General features: G+C 25.7%; 15 protein-coding genes. All 15 read right to left on the bottom strand.

Translation table 11 applies throughout. The features are described from left to right. Positions 1-164: 164 nt before the first annotated feature. The 15 genes from VJI93_RS00685 to cdaA all read right to left on the bottom strand — a co-directional run bounded on the left by VJI93_RS00685 (position 165) and on the right by cdaA (position 20559). Entirely contained in the window at positions 165-1754 is a 1590-nt protein-coding gene (locus VJI93_RS00685) for an ABC transporter ATP-binding protein (protein WP_323998560.1), read from the bottom strand. After that, a complete protein-coding gene (locus VJI93_RS00680) occupies positions 1747-3378 on the bottom strand; it encodes an ABC transporter ATP-binding protein (RefSeq protein ID WP_323998558.1) in 1632 nt (543 codons plus the stop codon). The genes VJI93_RS00685 and VJI93_RS00680 overlap by 8 nt, the downstream gene beginning before the upstream one ends. A gap of 77 nt (positions 3379-3455) precedes the next feature. Beyond that, positions 3456-5483, bottom strand: coding sequence for an ATP-dependent DNA helicase RecG (recG, locus tag VJI93_RS00675; RefSeq protein ID WP_323998556.1), 2028 nt, complete (start codon positions 5481-5483; stop codon positions 3456-3458). A gap of 36 nt (positions 5484-5519) precedes the next feature. Next, positions 5520-7142: a DAK2 domain-containing protein gene (locus VJI93_RS00670; RefSeq protein ID WP_323998554.1), complete on the bottom strand. Its 1623-nt coding sequence runs from the start codon at positions 7140-7142 to the stop codon at positions 5520-5522. 9 nt (positions 7143-7151) lie between these two features. Beyond that, a complete protein-coding gene (locus VJI93_RS00665; RefSeq protein WP_323998553.1) occupies positions 7152-7505 on the bottom strand; it encodes an Asp23/Gls24 family envelope stress response protein in 354 nt (117 codons plus the stop codon). 71 nt (positions 7506-7576) lie between these two features. Next, a complete protein-coding gene (locus tag VJI93_RS00660) occupies positions 7577-8941 on the bottom strand; it encodes an MATE family efflux transporter (protein WP_323998552.1) in 1365 nt (454 codons plus the stop codon). Between the two features lie 103 nt (positions 8942-9044). Then, the gene (locus VJI93_RS00655) at positions 9045-11057 is read right to left on the bottom strand and encodes a bifunctional 4-hydroxy-3-methylbut-2-enyl diphosphate reductase/30S ribosomal protein S1 (protein ID WP_323998551.1); all 2013 of its coding nucleotides are present in this window, start codon (positions 11055-11057) and stop codon (positions 9045-9047) included. Continuing rightward, on the bottom strand, positions 11035-11625 hold the full coding sequence (locus VJI93_RS00650) for a lysophospholipid acyltransferase family protein (RefSeq protein ID WP_323998549.1): 591 nt from the start codon (positions 11623-11625) through the stop codon (positions 11035-11037). Before VJI93_RS00650 ends, VJI93_RS00655 begins: the two co-directional genes overlap by 23 nt. After that, complete coding sequence (gene cmk / locus VJI93_RS00645) at positions 11618-12274, bottom strand: (d)CMP kinase (RefSeq protein WP_323998548.1); 657 nt, start codon at positions 12272-12274, stop codon at positions 11618-11620. Before cmk ends, VJI93_RS00650 begins: the two co-directional genes overlap by 8 nt. A gap of 2 nt (positions 12275-12276) precedes the next feature. Continuing rightward, positions 12277-13482, bottom strand: a complete 1206-nt coding sequence (locus tag VJI93_RS00640) for an NAD(P)/FAD-dependent oxidoreductase (protein ID WP_323998656.1) — start codon at positions 13480-13482, stop codon at positions 12277-12279. Positions 13483-13735: 253 nt separating this feature from the next. Further along, on the bottom strand, positions 13736-13942 hold the full coding sequence (gene rpmB / locus VJI93_RS00635) for a 50S ribosomal protein L28 (RefSeq protein WP_009372827.1): 207 nt from the start codon (positions 13940-13942) through the stop codon (positions 13736-13738). A 132-nt stretch (positions 13943-14074) separates the two neighbouring features. Continuing rightward, positions 14075-16063, bottom strand: coding sequence for an NAD-dependent DNA ligase LigA (gene ligA, locus VJI93_RS00630; RefSeq protein ID WP_323998547.1), 1989 nt, complete (start codon positions 16061-16063; stop codon positions 14075-14077). A gap of 2 nt (positions 16064-16065) precedes the next feature. Next, complete coding sequence (locus VJI93_RS00625) at positions 16066-18318, bottom strand: ATP-dependent helicase (protein ID WP_323998546.1); 2253 nt, start codon at positions 18316-18318, stop codon at positions 16066-16068. A gap of 59 nt (positions 18319-18377) precedes the next feature. Beyond that, positions 18378-19622 carry a CdaR family protein gene (locus VJI93_RS00620; RefSeq protein ID WP_323998653.1) on the bottom strand — a complete coding sequence of 415 codons (1245 nt, stop codon included), beginning with the start codon at positions 19620-19622 and terminating at the stop codon, positions 18378-18380. Beyond that, on the bottom strand, positions 19597-20559 hold the full coding sequence (cdaA, locus tag VJI93_RS00615; protein WP_323998545.1) for a diadenylate cyclase CdaA: 963 nt from the start codon (positions 20557-20559) through the stop codon (positions 19597-19599). The genes VJI93_RS00620 and cdaA overlap by 26 nt, the downstream gene beginning before the upstream one ends. Between the last annotated feature and the right edge of the window lie 37 nt (positions 20560-20596).

Here is a 20596-nt window from a genome sequence, read left to right as displayed (position 1 = left end):
TTAATATAATGATATTATTTTAATTTGATTTTTATAAATAATATCAGATAATAAAAGTTTATACTATTATTTTTAAATTAAACTAAAAAAAGAGATAAAAATCAACTCTATCTCTTTTCTTTAATTCATAATAATATTATTAATAAACTTGTCAACATTTCTTTTTACAACTCAATTATTTTAAATTCTTCATCATAAATATTATACTTTGTTAGATGTGAAATAATCATAAATTTACATTTATATAATTTTTTTATATTGTTTATAATTAATTTTATTGTTTCAACATCTAAATTTGCATCAGGTTCATCTAAAAAAAGTATTTGAGGGTTAGTTATTAACGCCCTAGCTATTGTTAATCTCATCTTTTCTCCTTTAGATAAAACACTTACTTTTTCATCAATATAAAAGTCAAGTCCATCATCCAAAGAATCTACCCAATTATCTAAACAAACTGTTTGTAAAGCTTTATATATTTTGTCATCACTAACATTTCTTTTATCAAGTAATATATTTTCTCTTACAGTGCCTGAAAAAATCAAAGGCTCTTGAGATACATAAACAGGATTTCCGCTATTTTCTAATTTACAATAATTAAAGTTAATGCTCCCTTTATCAGGTTTTAAAATATCAAATATCAATTTAAAGATTGTACTTTTACCAATACCGTTTTTACCACAAATTATATAGTTATTTGAAAAGTCAAATTCTAAATTTAATCCATTTATTAAATACTCTTTACTGTCAAAAAATTTAAAAAATACATCCTTAAATTCTATCCTAGATACGGGCTTTAAAACAAATTTCGAAATTTCAGAATTTCTTTTAGAATATAAAAAAGTGTTAACTTTAGAAATACTTATAAATATTTTTTGAATAATAGATATATATTCACCTGTATAACTCAAAAAGAAAATTATCCCTTCAACCATAGAAAAACATAACAATAAATATCCAAAATTTATATCTCCTATTGAAACAAGATACATTCCATATATAATTATTATTAATTTAAATCCAATTTTATATACTATATTGTCTATGAAAAAAGTTATTGTCTCGTAAAATTTTATTTTTATTTTTTGTTTATAAACTTCCTCCAATACTCTTAAAATATCACTTTCTACTGATTCACTTAATCCAAAAATATTTATTATTATTAAATTATTAACATAATCAGATACATATTTTATTTTAAGCTCAGTATTTTTTCTTATACACAAATATAATTTTTTTATAATTTTTATAAAAAATAAATTTAATATTATTGCAATTAAACCTAAAATGTAAAGGAATAGTAACATTTTGTATGAAGCATTAAAAATAACAATAGTTGATATAATACCTGATAAAATCGCTTGAAAAAGCACTACAAGATTCCAGCCTAATATCTTTGAATCATTTATTACATCATGTTGAATTAAAGTAATATTTTCAGATGAATGTACAACATTATCTCTATTAAAAATTGTTTTAAAAACTAAATTAGTTAAATTTTTAGTATATATATTAACACCTTTTTCCATATGATATCCCCAAAAAGGGATTAAAAACACAAAATATAAAAAAACTAAAAATGTTAATAACATTAAAAATGGATATTCTATTTTACAATAATACAATTTTTCAAAAATTAAAAAATATAATATTCCAAAAAGAAAATCTGCAAAAACACTTTGAAATGCATTGAATAGAAATGAAATTCCAGAAAGTAAATTAAAACTTTTTGTTACTAAATTAATTTTTTTAAACATTAATTTCACTCTCCTTATTTATTTCAAAAACTTTATTATCTGAAATTTTAAGTATTCTATCACTCATATCCATAAGTTTTTTTCTGTGAGTAACCAATATAGTTGTAACATTAATATTTTTCAACAAATCACAAAACAAATCCTCACTATAATCATCAAGGGCAGATGTAGGTTCGTCTAAAATCAAAAGACTTGGATTTCTAAATAATGCTCTGGCTATACAAATTTTCAATTTTTCTCCTCCAGATAAATTTGTTCCAAATTGCTTTATCCTCAAATCTTTATCTAATAAATAATTTATACCAAGCATTAAAGCTATATTTTCTAAATTTTTTAATTCAGAATTGGTTAAATCATTTTTTAAAGTAATATTATAATTTATACTCCCATCAAATAAATATGTATTATTATCAACATATCCAATATTTTCCCAAATTTCTCTTTTTTCATTATTAACATCAAATCCAAAAATATTTATTCTTGTTTTTTCATTTAAGTCATATAACCCTAAAATAATTTTTATCAAAGTAGACTTTCCTGAGCCAGTTTCCCCAATTATAGAAATTTTTTCACCATTCTTTACACTAAAATTTACATCCCTAAAAATAATTTTATCTCCATAATTAAAATCCAAATTTTTAACATTAATTACTGTATTATCAGTAAACTTTGAACTTTTAAAATTATTCTTAATGATATGACAATCTTTTAAATCTATTATTTTTACAATGTCATCAAACAAAACACTTACTGATTTCAAATTAGTGATTGTTCTTAAAAATTTTGTAAAAGGTAATGATATCCCAACAACCATACTAAGTAGTGCAAAAAACTGACCATAGCTCATAGGAGAATATTTTACTCTTAAAATTGCTATAAAAATTAATATAATAGTCGGTAAATATTCGTTTAATAGTGCAGGAATATAAGAAATTTGTTCTCTAAATGTGAGATAATTTTTAGATTTCAATAATTTTTCTTGTTTTTTTCTATGTAAACTATCAATATAATGTTCAAGACCATTAATTTTTATATTTTCTATTTTTTCTAACATCTCTTTTTGAAAATTTATACAATCACTATATTCTCTATAATACTTTTGTGAAGAATATATCAGTTTATCTGTTAGCAAAAAGTCGATAAACACTGTAGTTATAACAACTGGTATAATTATTATAGCAGTCATTCTATCAATCAAAAAAATTCCCAAAAAAGTAAATATAAATGAAAAAGGTGTATAAATAAGACTGTTTAAATTATTATCTAGAAAATCCGTAAATTTTGAAATTCTATCCATGATAACAATGGAATTGTTTAATTCTTCTTCTTTTAAATCTTTTATATTTAAAATATATTTACTCAAAATTTTATATTCTAGCTTTATAGCAATAACTGAAAATAAAAATTTTTTTAAGGTATTCATAACCAAAAAAGCAAACAATAAGCCCATAAATATTTTAACGCCATAGTAATAAATACCATTTAATTCTATAAATTTATCAACTATTTTTTTAGTATAAACATAAACAAGAAGTTGACAAATAGAAGTTAATAGACAAACAGCAAAAATTACTATATTAATAAAATAATTAAAACTAATAATTTTATATAATTTCCTAATCAAAAAATCCCCCTCTATCACCAATATCATAATTTAACACTAATTGCAATTTTGATTACACTATGAAGTAACTTTAAAATCTAATTCATAATAATATTATTACTTAAATTTTGGATAAACTCATCAACATTTCTTTTTAAAACTTGATTTTCTTCTTTTTCAAAATTAAAATCCTCACTCAAAAGCTCATCAACATATTTTATTGCAGATTTTAAAAGCTCATAATCTTTTTGGATATTTAAAATTTTAAATCTGGCTTCTCCTGATTGTCGATATCCTAGAATATCACCATATCCTCTAAGTAAAAAATCTTGTTCAGAAATATAAAAACCATCATTTGATGAACACATTATATTCATTCTCTTTTTTACATTTGTACTTTTGTTATTACTAACTAAAATACAAAAACTTTCATAATTTCCTCTTCCTATTCTTCCTCTTAGTTGATGTAATTGACTAAGACCAAATCTTTCTGCATTATAAATTACCATTATATTTGAATTAGGAACATTAATACCAACTTCTATTACAGTAGTTGCAACTAAAACTTTTATTTTTCCGTTTTCAAAATTTTTCATTATCTTGTCTTTGTCAACAGGTTTTATCTTTCCATGTATAAACTCAATTTCAACGTCTTGAAAATATCTTTCTTTTAGACGTTCATATAAATTTATAACTGACTGTAATTCCAATGTATCGCTTTCATCAACAAGTGGACAAACAATATAGGCTTGACGTCCTTCTGATATATATTTTTTTATAAAATTCATATATCTTTCTTCATAATTTTCATCTACAAAATAAGTATTCACCTTTCCTCTACCGCTAGGCAATTCGTCAATAGTAGAAATATCCAAATCACAGAACATAACAAGACCGACAGTCCTAGGTATTGGAGTTGCACTCATTACTAATATATCTGGATTTTTAGATTTTTTAGAAAGTAAAAGTCTTTGTTTAACTCCAAATCTATGCTGTTCATCTGTAATAACAAAGCCCAAATTTTTGTAAACAACTTTTTCCTGAAAAACCGCATGTGTTCCAATTACAATATCAATTTCTCCGTTTTCTAGCTTTTCTCTAATAGCTTTCTTTTCGGATTCTTTTAAACTTCCAACTAATAACTCAACTTTTATATTATAATCTGAAAAAAGATTTTTAGCATTTTCATAATGCTGTCTAGCTAAAATTTCAGTAGGAGCCATTAAAACTGATTGAAATCCATTTTTTATAACATTAAACATAGCAATAAAAGAGATTATTGTTTTACCACAACCCACATCTCCTTGAATTAGTCTATTCATTTGTTTATCGTTAGACATATCTCTAAAAATATCTTCCAATACTTTATTTTGTGAATTTGTCAATTTGAAACTCAAAGATTTTATAAAATCATACGTTTCATCTTTTATCTCAAATCTAATAGCATCATCATTATTTCTCTTTAATTTTTTCATAGAGAGTTGAAAATAAAAAATCTCGTCAAATGCAAGTCTTCTTTTAGCTCTAATAAAACTTTCGTTATCTTTTGGAAAATGTATGTTTCTAATTGCATTGTCATAGCTTTCTAAGTTTAATTCATTTAGAATATTACTAGGTAGTTTTTCTTCAAAATATGAATTCTTTTTTAATAAATTTTGAATAATCTTAACTAAGTCTAGATTAGAAATTCCTTTACACAAATGATATTGTGGAATTATACTTCCAATAATATTAGCTTTATTTTGCATTGTAGGAGACTGAATTTCAACATTTTTTCCAAGTAATTTTGCCCTTCCATACATTTCATATACATTATTAATCTTTAAATTTTTTGAAATAAAGATATTATTAAAATATACAATTGTGCAATAATTCATTTCCTCATCCATTGCTAAAAATTTTGTAACTCTAATATTTCTTTTTTTTCTATTTTCCATTAAAGAAATAATTTTTAATCTATATGAATAACTTCCTTCTTCAGTTATTTCAGAAATTTTTTTAAATTTTGTTGTATCAATATAAGAATATGGAAAATACTCTAATAAATTATTAACTGTAAAAATTCCAAGTTTATTTAAAAGAGCAATTTTCTTTTCTCCAATTCCCTTAATATCTTTTAATTCCATAATTATCCTTACAAAAAAAGTCCTTTCGGACTTTTTCTACTCAACTGAAATCAAATAGTAATATAATGGTTGACCACCATATACCAATTCAACTTCAATATCTTTATATTTTTTCTCAATTAATTTTACTAATTTTTCAGCATCTTTTTCTTTTACATCTTCTCCATAGTAAAGACTTACTATAGATGAATCTTCATCAACAAGCTGATCAATAAGTTCTTTAAATGTATCTTCTATTTTCTTTTTAGAAACAGTTATCTTACCTTCATTTAAGCCCATAAAGTCATCTTTTTTGATTTTTACTCCTTCAATTTCGGTATCTCTCAGAGCATAAGTTATTTGACCAACTTTAATGTTGGAAATAGCTTCAGTCATAAGTTCAATATTTTCATCAACTGATAGAGATTCATCAAAATTAAATAATGAACTAAATGCTTGTGGGATTTGTTTTGTTTTTATAACATGAAGTCTTTTCTTTGAAATTTTTGCTGCTTGTTCTGAAACAAGTATAATATTACTATTATTAGGGAAAACAAAAATATCATCAGCATTAATCTTTTCAACTGCTTTTAATATATCTTCAGTTGAAGGATTCATTGTTTGTCCCCCAGTAATAATTTCGTCTACCCCCATACTCTTAAAGATTTCATCAATACCATCTCCTGTCGAAATAGAAATAAAACCATATTTTTTATGTTCTTTAACTTCTTCAGAATGCTTAGCATCTGCAACTTCTTTGTCTGTATGATGTAAATGATTATGTTGTCTTCTCATATTATCAATTTTTAAGTCATGTAAAGGTCCAAATTCTAATGCCCATTCAATTGCTTGTCCTGGATGATTGGTATGAACATGAACTTTTATAATATTATCGCCCTTAACTACAATTAAAGAATCTCCAATACTTGAAAGCTTATCTCTTAATATTCCATATTCTTCTGAATCACTTGTAACCATAAATTCAGTACAATATCCAAATTTAATATCTTCATCTTGTTGTGCAGCTAAGTGTTCAATTCTTGCAGGTCTGTTAAATTCGTAATTATTTTTAATTTCTACTATTTCATCTCCTAATGCACCTTCAAGAAGATACATCAATCCACGACCGCCTGCGTCCACTACTTCTGCTTCTTTTAAAATAGGTAAAATTTCAGGAGTTTTTTCCAAACTTCTAAAACCTTCCTTTAAAATTTCTTTGCAAAATTCTATTTCATCATTATAATGAGTGTAGTTGGCTTCTGCAAACTCACCCATTTCTCTTATAACTGTTAAAATTGTTCCTTCAGTGGGTTTTATAACTGATTTATAAGCAACCTTATAAGCATTTACAAAACATTCTTTAATAGTTTCAACATCAAGAGTTACACTTTCTTTACTTCCTAAATAGAATCCCCTTAAAATTTGAGATAAGATTACTCCTGAGTTTCCTCTTGCTCCCATCAATGCACCATCGCTAATAGCTTTAGTAACATCTGCACAAGTATTAATTTTTGAATTTTCTAAATTCTTTATTGCTGATTTAATAGTCAAAGACATATTAGTACCTGTATCTCCATCAGGAACTGGAAACACATTTAAGCTATTAACTATCTCTTTATTTGTTTCAAGATAATTACGAGCTCTTACAAATGCCATTTGCAACTGTTCACTATTTATCATAACTTCCTCCTAATTACCTTCTAATTTTATTCCATGCACATTAACATTAACTTTTTTTACAGTTAATCCTGTCAAGTTTTCAACATTATATTTTACATTTTCTATTATATTTTCACAGACTGTTGATATCTTTATTCCGTATTGAGTAACAATATGTAAATCTATAAAAATATTATTTTCTTTAAGTACTACATGAACACCTTTACCAGAATTATCCCAACCCAAAAGTTGATAAATTCCATCTTTAGGAGAAACATTAGCCAATCCACTAACTCCATAACTTTCTCTTAACACATTAGCTACAATTGTTTTAATCACAACAGGATTAATAGAAACTTTACCTAATTTATTATTAAATTCCATAAAAAAACCTCCTAATTTATACATAAGTATATAGATTACTATATCAAATTTTAAGAAAAAAATCAAGATTTTTATAAATCTTTAATTGCCGATTCCCATTTTACTTTCATAACAAAAAAGAAAAATATAAATGCAGCCATACAGTTTGAAAATAAATTACCCCAGAATATTGAATATACACCCAAATATTTTTCTGTAAATACTATAAAAATATATCTAAGTAGCCAAATTCTCATTATTCCAGTAAGTAAAGGCATTTTCGTTCTTCCCAAACCAATAAATACTCCTTGTTCAACTGTAAAAATTCCAAATCCAATTACAGAATACATATAAATTGTTAAAGCTTTATTAGTTATAGTAGTAATTTCAGGATTCTTTTGGAATAACTCTACAATATAAGGATTTAAAGGAGTAAAAATTATAATAATAGCAAAAACTATCATCAAAGAAAATAAAATTCCATAATAAAATATTTTTTTTGCATTTTTTACATTTCCGTTTCCTATATTCATACTAATCATTGTTGTAACTGTAGTTCCAACACTTGTTGGCAAAATGAAATAAATTGAATTTATATTAGAAGCAATGGTAGAAGCATTAAGTGCAATAGATCCATATTTTACTACTTCTTTATTAATTAAAAAGAATCCGATATATACTAAAATATATGATAATATGCTAGGAATTGCTAAATTCATCGTCTTTTTAATAAACTCAAAGTCAAATTTAAAGTTTTTTAAAGAAAGTTGCATATCAGATTTTTTTATAAACAAATCATAATACATCCAAATTCCAATTAAAAAGTAAGACATAAAGGAAGCAGATACTGCACCAAAAACACCTAAATTTAGTATTGACAAAAATATTGTATTAAAAATAACTTTAAAAACTAACAAAATAATCATCCGAAAAAATGGAGCTTCCGGATGACCCGTTCCATTTTTAATAGAATTAAAAATAGCTGCCATAAATAAGAAAGGTAAAACAAAAGAATATAGTCCAAGATACTGAAAAACATGCACTGATAATTCTTCATTTACTCCTCTTGAAATTACATAGGATAATACTATACAAAGTGGTGACAAAATCAATCCTATTGTAAAAGATAAAACCAAAATTTGTACTGAAGCCTGTTTAGTTTTTTCTATATCTCCCTTACCATATAATTGTCCAATCATTGCTGAAGCGGCTACACTTAGCCCCTGTGAAAATGCATTTAAAATGTTTATAACAGATTGAGAAAATCCAATAGCTCCCGCTATAATATAACCCGCTTTATTATTTAAAAATAATCCATCTGTAATAGGAATTAAAGATTGCACCAAACCCATCATAAAAATAGGTATAGTTAAAATAACTATGGTCTTTAATACTTTTTCACTAAGAATCATATTTCGTCGTTCATCAGAACTTTTATTAAAAAATTTTATATTCATAAAAAATCACTCCAACTAAATTATATACCTTAATGAAATTTATTTCAATGCGAGCAAAATAATAGCTGTCGATTTTTTCGACAGCTATATAAAAAATTTAAAATTATAATTCTATATCAAGTAACGCACCGATTGAATTGTCCAATTCTTGATTTTCAAATTTTTCTTCTTTTTCTTCTTCTACAACTACTTCTTTTTCTTCTTCAACTGTTTCTTCAACTGGTTTTTCAAGAAATTCTTTTATTGATAAAGAAATTTTTTGATTTTCTTCATCAATATTTATAATTTTTACTTCTACTTCATCACCAATGTTTAATACATCTGAAGCCTTTTCAATGTGGTCATAAGAAATTTGAGAAATGTGAACTAAGCCTTCAACATTTTCTTTTAACTTAACAAATGCACCAAAATCAACAAGATTAATTACAGTACCTGTAACTACATCTCCAACTGAATTATTTTCCAAGAATAATTCAAATGGTTTTTTTGTCAATTGTTTTAAACCTAAAGAAATTCTATTTCTTTCTCTGTTAAGTTTTAAAATAACAACTTCTACTTCATCTCCGACATTTAAAATATCAGAAGGTTTTTTAATTCTATTCCAAGAAATATCTGAAACATGAATTAAACCATCAACATCTCCTAAATTTACAAATGCTCCAAAGTCAGTTAACTTTCTAATTGTTCCTGTTAAAACATCACCAACAGCTAATTTGCTCCAAGCTAAATCTAATTTTTCATTTAATTCTTTTTCTTCTACTTCTCTTCTTGAAAGAACAACTTTCTTCTTTCTTTCATCAATATTTATTATTGCACATTCTAATTTTTGACCAATATATGGTGTAAAATCTTTTACGAAGCTAGTTGTAATATGACTTGCGGGAATAAAAGCATTAATTCCATCAACAGTAGCTAATAGGCCCCCTTTAACTTCTTTTACTACTTCTGCTTCTACCAACTCTTTATTATTGAATTTTTCAACAAGATTTTGCCAATCTTTTAATGATTCTACTCTTCTAGTTGATAAAACAACATTACCTTCTCCATCATCAAGTTTAATTACATAAACGTCAATTTCTTGTCCTTCATGAAATAAATCTTTAGGTTTTTTAGTAACGTCAGAAGATAACTCATCAAGTTTTATAATCCCATCACTTCTATAACCAATGTTTACCATAACTTCAGTTTCAGTGACATAAATTATAGTTCCTTTCACTATGTCTCTTGGATAAATTTTCTTAATACTCCCTTCTATTTGTTCCATAAATTCATCCTTGCTTAAAATTTCCATACCTTCAACTACCTCCTCTATTAACCAATCCGGAGTTGAAGCACCGGCGGTTAATCCTATTTTCTTATATTTTACCATATCTTTCAATGGCAAATCTAAAAATGTTTCAATTCTATATACATTTTTACAATGCTTTTTGGCGACATCATAAAGCTTATTTGTATTTGAGCTACTGTATCCCCCAATAACTATCATACAATCTACCTTCTTAGAAATTTCTTCGCAAGAATTTTGTCTTTTTGAAGTTGCATCACAAATTGTATTTTCAATTATAACATTTTCATTCCTATCCTTTATTATATCAGAAAATTGAAAAAATTTCTCTACTAAATTGGTTGTTTGTGAAATAATATATAAATTTTTTTTATTTTTTATCGTTTCGGCTTCTTCTTTTGTATTTATTACACAAACTTTATCACCACAATAACCAACCATAGCTTTAATTTCTGGATGATTTTTATCTCCGATAATTATAATCTCATATCCATTTTCAACTTTTTTTTCAATTTTTCTATATATATTTAATAAAACTGGACAAGTACAGTCAATATACTTATGTCCATATTCCTCCATTTTTTTCTTTATACTAGGATGTATTCCATGAGAACGTAAAACAATAGTTCCTTTTGTCTCTTCTTCAAACTTATCTATTATTTTAAGTCCTTTTTTATCAAATTTTTCAACAACTTGTGGATTGTGAATTAATTCTCCATAAGAATACACATTTTCATTATTATGATTTTCATTTAAAGTTTTATCGGCTAATTTTACAGCTCGCTTTACTCCAAAACAAAAACCTGCATTATTTGCTATATAAATCTCCATACTTTCCTTGATAAATTTTATTAAATAATTCTTCTGTCAATTTATCAATAGCCTCCGAATCCTCCATATTTTCAAAATCACTAATTTCAATCATAGGGTATATATCAACAGTTATTTTAGAAAAGATTTTATAAGTACCTTCAATATGAATTGGCAAAATATTGACTTTATTTTTTAAGGCAATTAAAGCTATACCTTTTTTCATATTGTTGATGTCGATAGTTTTAACTCTAGTTCCTTCAGGGAAAATTCCAAGTATATTTCCTGATCTAATAACTCTAAAGCAAGACTTTATTGCTTTTAAATCAGTATTTTCTCTATCTATAGGTATAACACCTAGTTTTGAAAAGAATTTTGCCGAAATCTTTTTATCAAAAAGTTCTTTTTTTGCAAGAAAAAATATCTGTTTTTTAGTTAATGTAGCAAGAATTACTGGATCAAAAATATGAATATGATTAGCACTTATAATAATAGGCTCATCATCTTTAAAATTTTCAATTCCATTTACTCTAACCCTATATATAATTTTAATAAGAATAGAAACTATCCCAAGTAAAAACTTATACATTATTATCTCCTCTAATATAGGATAAAAACTCTAAAATAGTTTCTTTAAGAGTCTTATCAGTAGAATCTATTTCAATTGCATCTTTTGCCTTTTTAAGTGGAGATGCTTCTCTATTCATATCATCGAAATCTCTTTTTTCTATACTTTCTCTAACTTGTTCTAAATTAAGACCTTTTTTTCTTTCACTTTGTAGAAATCTTCTTTTTGCTCTTTCCTTTGAAGAAGCAGTTAAATAAAACTTAAAATCAGCTTTTGGAAAAATTACAGTTCCAACATCCCTACCATCTAGTACACAACTAGCTTCCATTCCGATTTTTCTTTGAATATCTACTAAATTTTTTCTAACATAATCATAACTTGAAACCAAGGATGCTCCTTTTGAAATCTCATCAGTTCTAATTTCCTTTCCTAATTTCACACCATCCATATAAAGACAATTGGATTTATATGTAAAATCAGTATTTTCTAAAATTTCTTTGATTTTATCATGATTATCTAAAGGAATATCATTTGAAATAAGTTTAAAAGCAATTGCTCTATACATTGCTCCTGTATCTATATAATTAATCTTTAATATTTTAGAAAGTTTTTTTGCAATGGTACTCTTACCAACTCCTGAAGGTCCATCTATTGCTATAATATAATCCATAATTACTCTCCCTCTATACAGGAAACCCCAGCTAAATGTCCAGTTGAAAATGCAATAGTTAGATTATATCCACCTGTATTTGCATCTACATCTAAGAGTTCCCCTACAATATATAAATTTTTTATCAGCTTACTTTCCATTGTAGATGAATTGACTTCCTTAACTGAAACTCCCCCAATAGTAATGATTGCTTCACTTAATGGTCTTAAGCTCTTAAAGTTAAATTTTAAATTTTTTATAGTTTCTACAAGCTTTTTTCTATCTTCTTTATTAATCTGATTAACTGAAATTTCTCCATTAACTCCAGATTTTTCGAGTACAAGTTCAACCATAGAACCTATTAAAACATTCGAAAGAACATTTTTTAAATTTTTATTCTTATTTTGATCAAATTCCCTTAGTAATCTAAGATCTAATGTATGCTGATCAAGTTTAGGTTTTAAATCAATTGAAACAAGAAAATCTTTTGAATTATCAAAATACTTACTTGATTTTAAAACAATTGGTCCACTAAAACCAGTATGTGTAAAAAGCATTTCTCCAAACTCAGAATGTAAAAGCTTTCTATTTGCATTATAAATCTTAAAATCTACAAATTTTAAACTTACTCCTGAATATTTCCTAATATTTTCTTTTACATCAATTCCAACAAGTCCAGCTTTTAAATCTGTTATTGTATGATCCAACTTCTTTAAAATTTCATGTCCCCTTCCCCTAGAACCTGTAAAAGGATATGATTTACCCCCAGTAGCAAATATAACTTTATCAAAAAGTCCATAATCTTTATTGCATATTAGTTGAAATTTTTCTCCAATAAGTTTTACATCTTCAATTTCAGTATTTAAAATAATTTTTATGCCTTTATTATTTAATACTTTTTCCAAAACTTTTATAACATCACTTGATTTATCAGAAAACGGAAAAACTCTTCCCCCACGTTCAACTTTAGTTTTCAGTCCATTATCATTAAAAAAACTTAAAATATCTTCATTAGTAAAAGAATATAAACTACTATATAAAAAATTTTTATTTCTATTTATTTCATCAAAAAATTCGTAAATTTCTTTTGAGTTTGTAATATTACATCTTCCTTTACCGGAGATATAAATTTTTTTTCCAATTTTTTCATTTCCATCAAATAAAAAAACCTCACTGTTTTCATTCTTTGAAAATATTGCACTCATAACTCCTGATGCACCTGCACCAATAACTGCTATTTTTATAAAATCACTACCTTGAACTTAATAATTTAACTCATATAAGTATAAAATATTTTTTGCATTTAGTCAAATTTTTTTGTTATTAAATTTTTGAATTTTTACATTTAAAATAATATCATTAAATTGTAGAAATATGTTATACATTATTATATAAAATTTCTTATGTAAAGTTGTAAAATTTTTTAAATAAAATAGCAAAAAAATAGGAAGATAAAAATCTTCCCAAAAATCATATTTATAATTATTCAGCTGAAGTAAATGAAGGTCTTTCAACAAAACCACTCTTTAAACATGTAGTACAAACATTAATTCTCTTTACAGAACCGTCAACAACAACTCTAACTTTTCTAATATTTGCTCCCCATGATCTACTGCTCTTTCTATGTGAAAAAGTTACTTTATTTCCAAATAATTTTGTTTTATCACAAATTGCACATCTTTTTGACATTTTCATACCTCCTTTTACAAACTCAAATTTAACATTAGTATTATATCATAGAATACTCGCCTTTGCAAGTACTTAGGTAGATCATATTAAATATTTTTTTGCAATCAATATAGAGGTAAATTAAAATATATATCATTTTAAACTAATACTTTGTAAAAAACTTTCAAGATTTTCTTCAGTAATAATTTCAATTCCAAGCTCTTGTGCTTTTTTTAATTTTGAACCAGCCTTTTCTCCTACCACTAAAAAGTCGGTAGATTTAGCTACTGCAGATTGAACTATAAGTCCATTTTGTGAAAAAATATCTTCTAAATCTTTTCTTTTATACTTCTCAAAAGTTCCTGTTATTACTATTTTCTTATCTGTAAATTCACTTTTTGAAATTTCTTCATAAGGAACTACTTCTATTCCTTTTTCAAGTAATTTATCTAAGGCATCTTTACTATATTCATCATTAAAAAATTCAAAAATGGAATTAGCTACAATATCTCCAACATCATTAATTTGTAGTAGTTCTTCAACAGTTGCATTTCTTAAATTATCTAAATTTTTATATTTTTTAGCTAAATCTTTTGCGGTTTTAATTCCGACATTTTTAATTCCAAGTGCATAAATAAAGTTCTCTAAATTTACCTTTTTACTCTCTTTTATTGAGTTTAGTAAATTATTAACCTTTTTATCTTTAAATTTTTCTAGAGTGATAAGTTCATCATATTTTAAGTCGTATATTTTATAAACTTTATCAACTCCTAATTTGTCAAACAATGATTCAATTGTTTTTTCACTAAGTCCTTCAATATTCATTGCATTCTTACTTGAAAAATGAACAAGTGAAGAAGTTAATTGTGGTGTACAGGCTAGCGTATTTGTACAAAAGAAATGTACTCCATCTCTAATTAATTCACTATTACAATAAGGACAGTGTGTAGGCATTTTAATTTCTATCTCATTTTCACTATCTTCGTCCATTATTCCAAGAATTTCAGGAATAACATCGTTTGAACGTCTTATCAAAACTCTTGAATTAATTTTTACTTTTTTTCTTAAAATATCATCATAATTATTTAATGTTGCTCTTTGAACAGTTACATCTCCTATTTCAACAGGTTCTAAAATTGCAGTTGGAGTAACTTTCCCTGTTCTTCCCACATTCCACACAACTTCTTTTAAAATTGTACTATATTCCTCTGCTTCAAATTTGTATGCTATTGCAAATCTAGGAAATTTATTAGTATATCCAAAAAATTCCCTAAGTTCAAAATCGTTAACTTTAATTACAACACCATCTGTCAAATAATCAACTTTTTTTCTTAAAATCTCTATTTCTTTTATTTTATCTTTAATTTCATTTATATTAAGACATTTTTTTTCATATCCATTTACTTTGAATTTATTTTCTTTTAAAAATGAAATCATTTGTTCTTGAGTTTTGAATTGTTCATCAGACTTAAAACCAACATTGTAAATAAAAGCATCTAAATTTCTACTGGCAGTTTTTTTAGGATCAAGATTTCTAATTGCACCAGCAGCAGCATTCCTAGCATTTTTTAAAGGTAACTCAGCAGTCTCATTATATTTTACAAGAGCGGAAAGTGGCATAATAGCCTCTCCCTGTATTTCAATTAAACCTTTATAATCAATTTTAAGTGGAATACTCTTTATTGTCTTTACTTGTTCAAAAACTTCTTCACCATATACTCCGTTTCCTCTTGTCGATGCAGAAATTAAAATTCCATTATCATAAGTTAAATTTATTGTTAATCCGTCAAATTTATACTCAACATAATATTCCAAAGTCTTTTTGGTTCTATTTATAGAATTGTATTCATTCAAAAGTTTTTTGCATCTATTATGAAAATCTTCAAGTTCTTCAAAACTTTGTGCCTTTTGTAAACTGTAAAGCTCTTTTAAATGTGTATGTTTTTCAAATTTTTCTAAAACTTCTCCACCTACTCTTTGAGTTGGAGAATTTGGTAAAATTACTCCTGTTTCTTTTTCCAATCTTAACAGTTCATCATAGAGTTTATCATACTCAGCATCACTTACAATAGGTTCGTCTAATGTATAATACTGATAAGCCCAAAGATTTAATTTTTCTGTAATTTCTTTCATTTTATCCATTATTAAGCCCTCTTTATACGCTTGTCTTTTTTTATATCAAATAATTTAATTCCTTCTCCATCAAATGCAACCATAAGCATAACCTTTGTTCCTGCTTTTTCACATTTAATTACAGTTCCTATACCATATTTTTCATGTATAATCTTTTCTCCAACTTTATAAACATCTTTAGAAGAAGTCTTAGTTGGCTTTTGATAATGATTTAGTGGTTTATCTAATTTTGTTCTACCTAAATCTGCATTTGAAACATAAGTTCTGGAATAATCTGTATAAGCATCATTTCTAATTTTCGAAGTAGTAACTCTTTCTTCATCAAAATTAAATTCAAGATTAATGCTTTTATCGTCAACATAATTAATTATTTCATCTACAAAACTTGAAACTCTATAAAGATTTAATTTTCCATACATAGTCATACTCTTTGTTGATGAAATAAAAAGTTTTTCTTTTGCTCTAGTAATAGCTACATAGAAAAGTCGTCTTTCCTCTTCAAGCCCATCATCTCTCTCTTTAATTGACCTTTCACTTGGGAATATTCCCTCATTCATTCCTATAATAAATACAACTTTATATTCAAGCCCCTTAGCTGAATGAATAGTAGTTAAAGTAACTGTATCATCTGAGTCTTCAGTCTTATCTATATCTGATAAAAGACTATTAGTTTCAAGATAATCTAATAATTTCACATTTTTATAATTATTAGAAATTTCTTCTAAAAATAAATTTATATTTTCAGCTTTCTTTTCAAAGTCCTTCTTTTCATTTTCTCTTAAATAATCTACAAATTTGATTGATTCTAAAAGCTCTTTAACTAAAATTTCAATTTCTGTATCTTCAACACAAGTAATAAAACCAAAAATCATATCTCTAAAATTTTCAAATTCAGTTCTTAATTTTTTACTCACTGAATCCAAAAATTCATTTCTAAAAAGTCCATCAAAAAGACTAATATTTTCTAAATTGCAATATTCCTCTAGTTTTTGCAAACTTACATTTCCAATTGAACGCTTAGGATAATTTATTATCCTTCTAAAAGCATTATCATCCTTCGGATTTGCAATTAATTTTAAATATGCCAAAATGTCTTTAATTTCTTTTCTATCGTAAAACTTTAGACCACCGACCATTCTATACGCAATAGAATTTTTTCTTAGAGCATTTTCAATTGCAAAAGATTGAAAATTTGCACGATATAAAACTGCGATATCTGATAAATTATAACCTTCAAAAATCAAATTTGAAATATTTTGTGCAACTTCTATAGCCTCATAATTTTCATTTTGATAGCTTTTATAAATTATTTCATCTCCGCCCTCTTTTTTTGTCCAGAGATTTTTTTCTTTTCTATTTACATTATTTTTTATAAGTTCATTAGCACAATCTAAAATCTTTTGTGTTGAACGATAATTTTCTTCAAGTAAAATTATTTTTGAATTGGGAAAGTCATTTTCGAAATTCAAAATATTTGAAATATTTGCACCTCTCCACCCATAAATTGATTGGTCGATATCTCCAACGGCACATACATTTTTATATTTAGATGCTAAAAGTTTTATAATCTCATATTGGGCATCATTAGTGTCTTGATATTCATCAATATAAATATATTTGAATTTTTCAGAGTAATAATCTAAAACTTCAGGGCATTTTTTAAAAAGTTCAATCGTTTTAAAGATAAGGTCATCAAAATCTAAAGCATTATTTTTAATTAAGATTTCCTCATATTTTTTATATATTTTTTCTACTACATCAGTATTATTTCCAAAGGAAAAATATTTTGAAAATTCGTTAGATTTAACATTTTTCCCTTTAGCATCACTTATAATTCCTATAACTGCATTTTTAAACTCTCCAAGTACACTTTCCCAAGTAGGATTTTGTTTAAAAATCTCTTTTAAAACTAACTTTTGATCATCTCTATCATAAATAGTAAAATTATTTGAATATCCTATTTTTTCTATATTAAATCTTAAAATTTTAGAGCAAATTGAGTGAAAGGTCCCTATCCACATACTAGAAATATCTCTTTTAAAGATATTTTCTATTCTCTCTTTCATTTCCTTTCCTGCTTTATTTGTAAAAGTAATAGCTAAAATTTCATACTCACTTACATTTTTTTCTAAAACTGCATAAGCTATTTTAGTAGTCAATACCTTTGTCTTTCCACTTCCTGCTCCCGCAAGAACCAACAATGGAGATCCAAAATGCTCTACAGCCTCTAATTGTTTATTATTTAATCCTTTTAACAGATCCATACATAACCTCATTACTTATCTATAAAAAAGCAATGGGTTTACCATTGCTTAATTAAAATTTATTTTCCAATAGCTTTAACAATATCATTTGAAATTTTTACAATTTCAATATTTTCAATATTTTTAGCTTTTATTTGAACATTTTTGCCAACATCTTCTTTTTTTACTGAAACATAAAGTTTTATATCCTCTGCGCTTAGCTTAGCTAAGTCAGACTCGAAACCTCTTACAGTAACTTTTATCCGATCTTGAAGCCCTTTTAATATAATATCCCTTCCTGAATCGTTCTCTATTTCAATAGTTGAAGCATCTATTTCCCATACTTTTTCAATTTTTTTATCAACATCAATATTAATAACGACTTTAAGATCATTATTTACAAGAGTAACATCGGAAGGTAATTCTAAGTTTAAATTAAACGAACCAGATTCCTTTATTTGAGATAAGTCAAAAGGCTTGGTGCTTATTTGAGAAATTTGTTCTAAACTCGTTAAATTACCAACTATAGAAACTATATTAGGAACTATATTTTTCTTTAAAATCCTAACATCACTAGGTGGCGAGTTAATCTCAACTAATTTTATTTGAACTTCTTTGAAATTCTTAAATCCGATAGAAACATTGGTGTCTGTTTTACTAAGATTAACCTTTTTTACTTCTTGATTAAGTTCATCAACTGGAACTATTTTTGATTGTACCACTTCATCGCTATCTTTATTAGTTACATCAACTACACAAAGAACTTTCTTTACTTTATTTACATAACTCACAGGACCTTTAACTACAACTTCTGAATCTGCAGGCTCTTTTTTTGCTACTACTTGATTTTTATTTTTTATCTGTCCAACAGTATCAACTTCCACTTTAAAAGTCTTAGTTACTTCTTCATCCAAAGTTACAAGTAAATCATTTTCTGAAGCTGATTTAAACTGAACATTAAATGGAACTTTATAATTAATAGATAATCTATGAGCTCCAGATGTTATTCCATTTTGCAAATTAACCTCTGCAACAATATCACTCTTATTTACAGAATAAACATCACTTCTTTTACCGGTAATAGTAACTGTTACGGTTGGATTTTCAGGGCTAACTCTTATTAATTTTCTAGATTCTAAGACTGATTGATTTTTAAAACTTACGGGAACATCATGAAACTGTCTAGTAACAACAGGATTAACTCCTCCTATAACTAGAAACCACATAACAATTCCTACACAAATTGAAATCAATTTTAATTTAAAATCTTTTTTTATAAATTCAATTATACTCTTTATATTAATCTTTTTTAACAATTTTATCACCTTGATTTTCAACAATTTCACTAACTTCTTCTTTTATATCTTCAATTATTTCCTTCTTTACTTCTTCTTTAAGTTCTTCCTTATTTACGACATCATCTGAAGCTTCTTTGTTTTCAAATAAATTTTGAAAAATTTCTTTCAAAGTATTAGTATTTTTTTCTTCGACAACAAAATTTTCAACCAAATAATTTAATAAGTACCCTTTTGAAACATTTCTATTTATTTTTGATTTTTCACAAATAGACACATATCCCGTTTCTTCACTAACAACAATTACTATGGCGTCAGATTTTTCAGAAATACCAATACCAGCTCTGTGTCTTGTTCCTAGCTCCATAGAAATTTGTTTATTATCCGTTAATGGTAAAAAACAAGATGCTGCAATAATATGATCATTACTTATAACCACAGCTCCGTCATGTAAAGGAGTATTAGGAATAAAAATATTCATAAGTAATTCATAAGAAACTTCAGAATTTAAAGAAATACCTGTTTCAATAATATCTCTAAGCCCCGTCTTTCTTTCCAAAACCATCAATGCACCAATTTTTTTATCTGCTAAAGAAAAACTTGCCTTAACAATTTCTTCAATAATATTTACATTACTTCTTGATCCTTCAAAATTAACTGGTTTTAAAAATTTATTATTTCCAATATGTTCCAAAATTCTTCTAAGTTCAGGTTGAAATACAATTAAAATAGCAATAAACCCTACTGTAACAGCATTATTTAAAATCCAACTTATAGTATAAAGTTTAAAAAATTCACTAAGTTTTGAAGCAATAAAAATAAATAGTATTCCCTTTATAAGTTGAGTTGCTCTTGTTCCCCTTATTAAAGCAAATAACTTATAAAACATAAAACTGACTAGAAATATATCTATAATATCTGTTATTCTAATAATTGATATTAAAAAAACTAATTTATCCAATCCCATAAAATCACATCTTTCTAATTTTTATAATTCACATACT

The organism is Parvimonas sp. M20, from assembly GCF_035282425.1.
GTDB lineage: Bacteria > Bacillota > Clostridia > Tissierellales > Peptoniphilaceae > Parvimonas.
This window is presented reverse-complemented; position numbering and strand designations above follow the sequence as displayed.

Coding starts and splice junctions, on each gene's coding strand:
- cmk (WP_323998548.1), bottom strand. CDS start 12,274: ATGGATTATATTATAGCAATAGATGGACCTTCAGGAGTTGGTAAGAGT.
- ligA (WP_323998547.1), bottom strand. CDS start 16,063: ATGGATAAAATGAAAGAAATTACAGAAAAATTAAATCTTTGGGCTTAT.
- VJI93_RS00665 (WP_323998553.1), bottom strand. CDS start 7,505: ATGGAATTTAATAATAAATTAGGTAAAGTTTCTATTAATCCTGTTGTG.
- VJI93_RS00670 (WP_323998554.1), bottom strand. CDS start 7,142: ATGATAAATAGTGAACAGTTGCAAATGGCATTTGTAAGAGCTCGTAAT.
- VJI93_RS00625 (WP_323998546.1), bottom strand. CDS start 18,318: ATGGATCTGTTAAAAGGATTAAATAATAAACAATTAGAGGCTGTAGAG.
- rpmB (WP_009372827.1), bottom strand. CDS start 13,942: ATGTCAAAAAGATGTGCAATTTGTGATAAAACAAAATTATTTGGAAAT.
- recG (WP_323998556.1), bottom strand. CDS start 5,483: ATGGAATTAAAAGATATTAAGGGAATTGGAGAAAAGAAAATTGCTCTT.
- VJI93_RS00685 (WP_323998560.1), bottom strand. CDS start 1,754: ATGTTTAAAAAAATTAATTTAGTAACAAAAAGTTTTAATTTACTTTCT.
- cdaA (WP_323998545.1), bottom strand. CDS start 20,559: ATGGGATTGGATAAATTAGTTTTTTTAATATCAATTATTAGAATAACA.
- VJI93_RS00650 (WP_323998549.1), bottom strand. CDS start 11,625: ATGTATAAGTTTTTACTTGGGATAGTTTCTATTCTTATTAAAATTATA.
- VJI93_RS00660 (WP_323998552.1), bottom strand. CDS start 8,941: ATGAATATAAAATTTTTTAATAAAAGTTCTGATGAACGACGAAATATG.
- VJI93_RS00655 (WP_323998551.1), bottom strand. CDS start 11,057: ATGGAGATTTATATAGCAAATAATGCAGGTTTTTGTTTTGGAGTAAAG.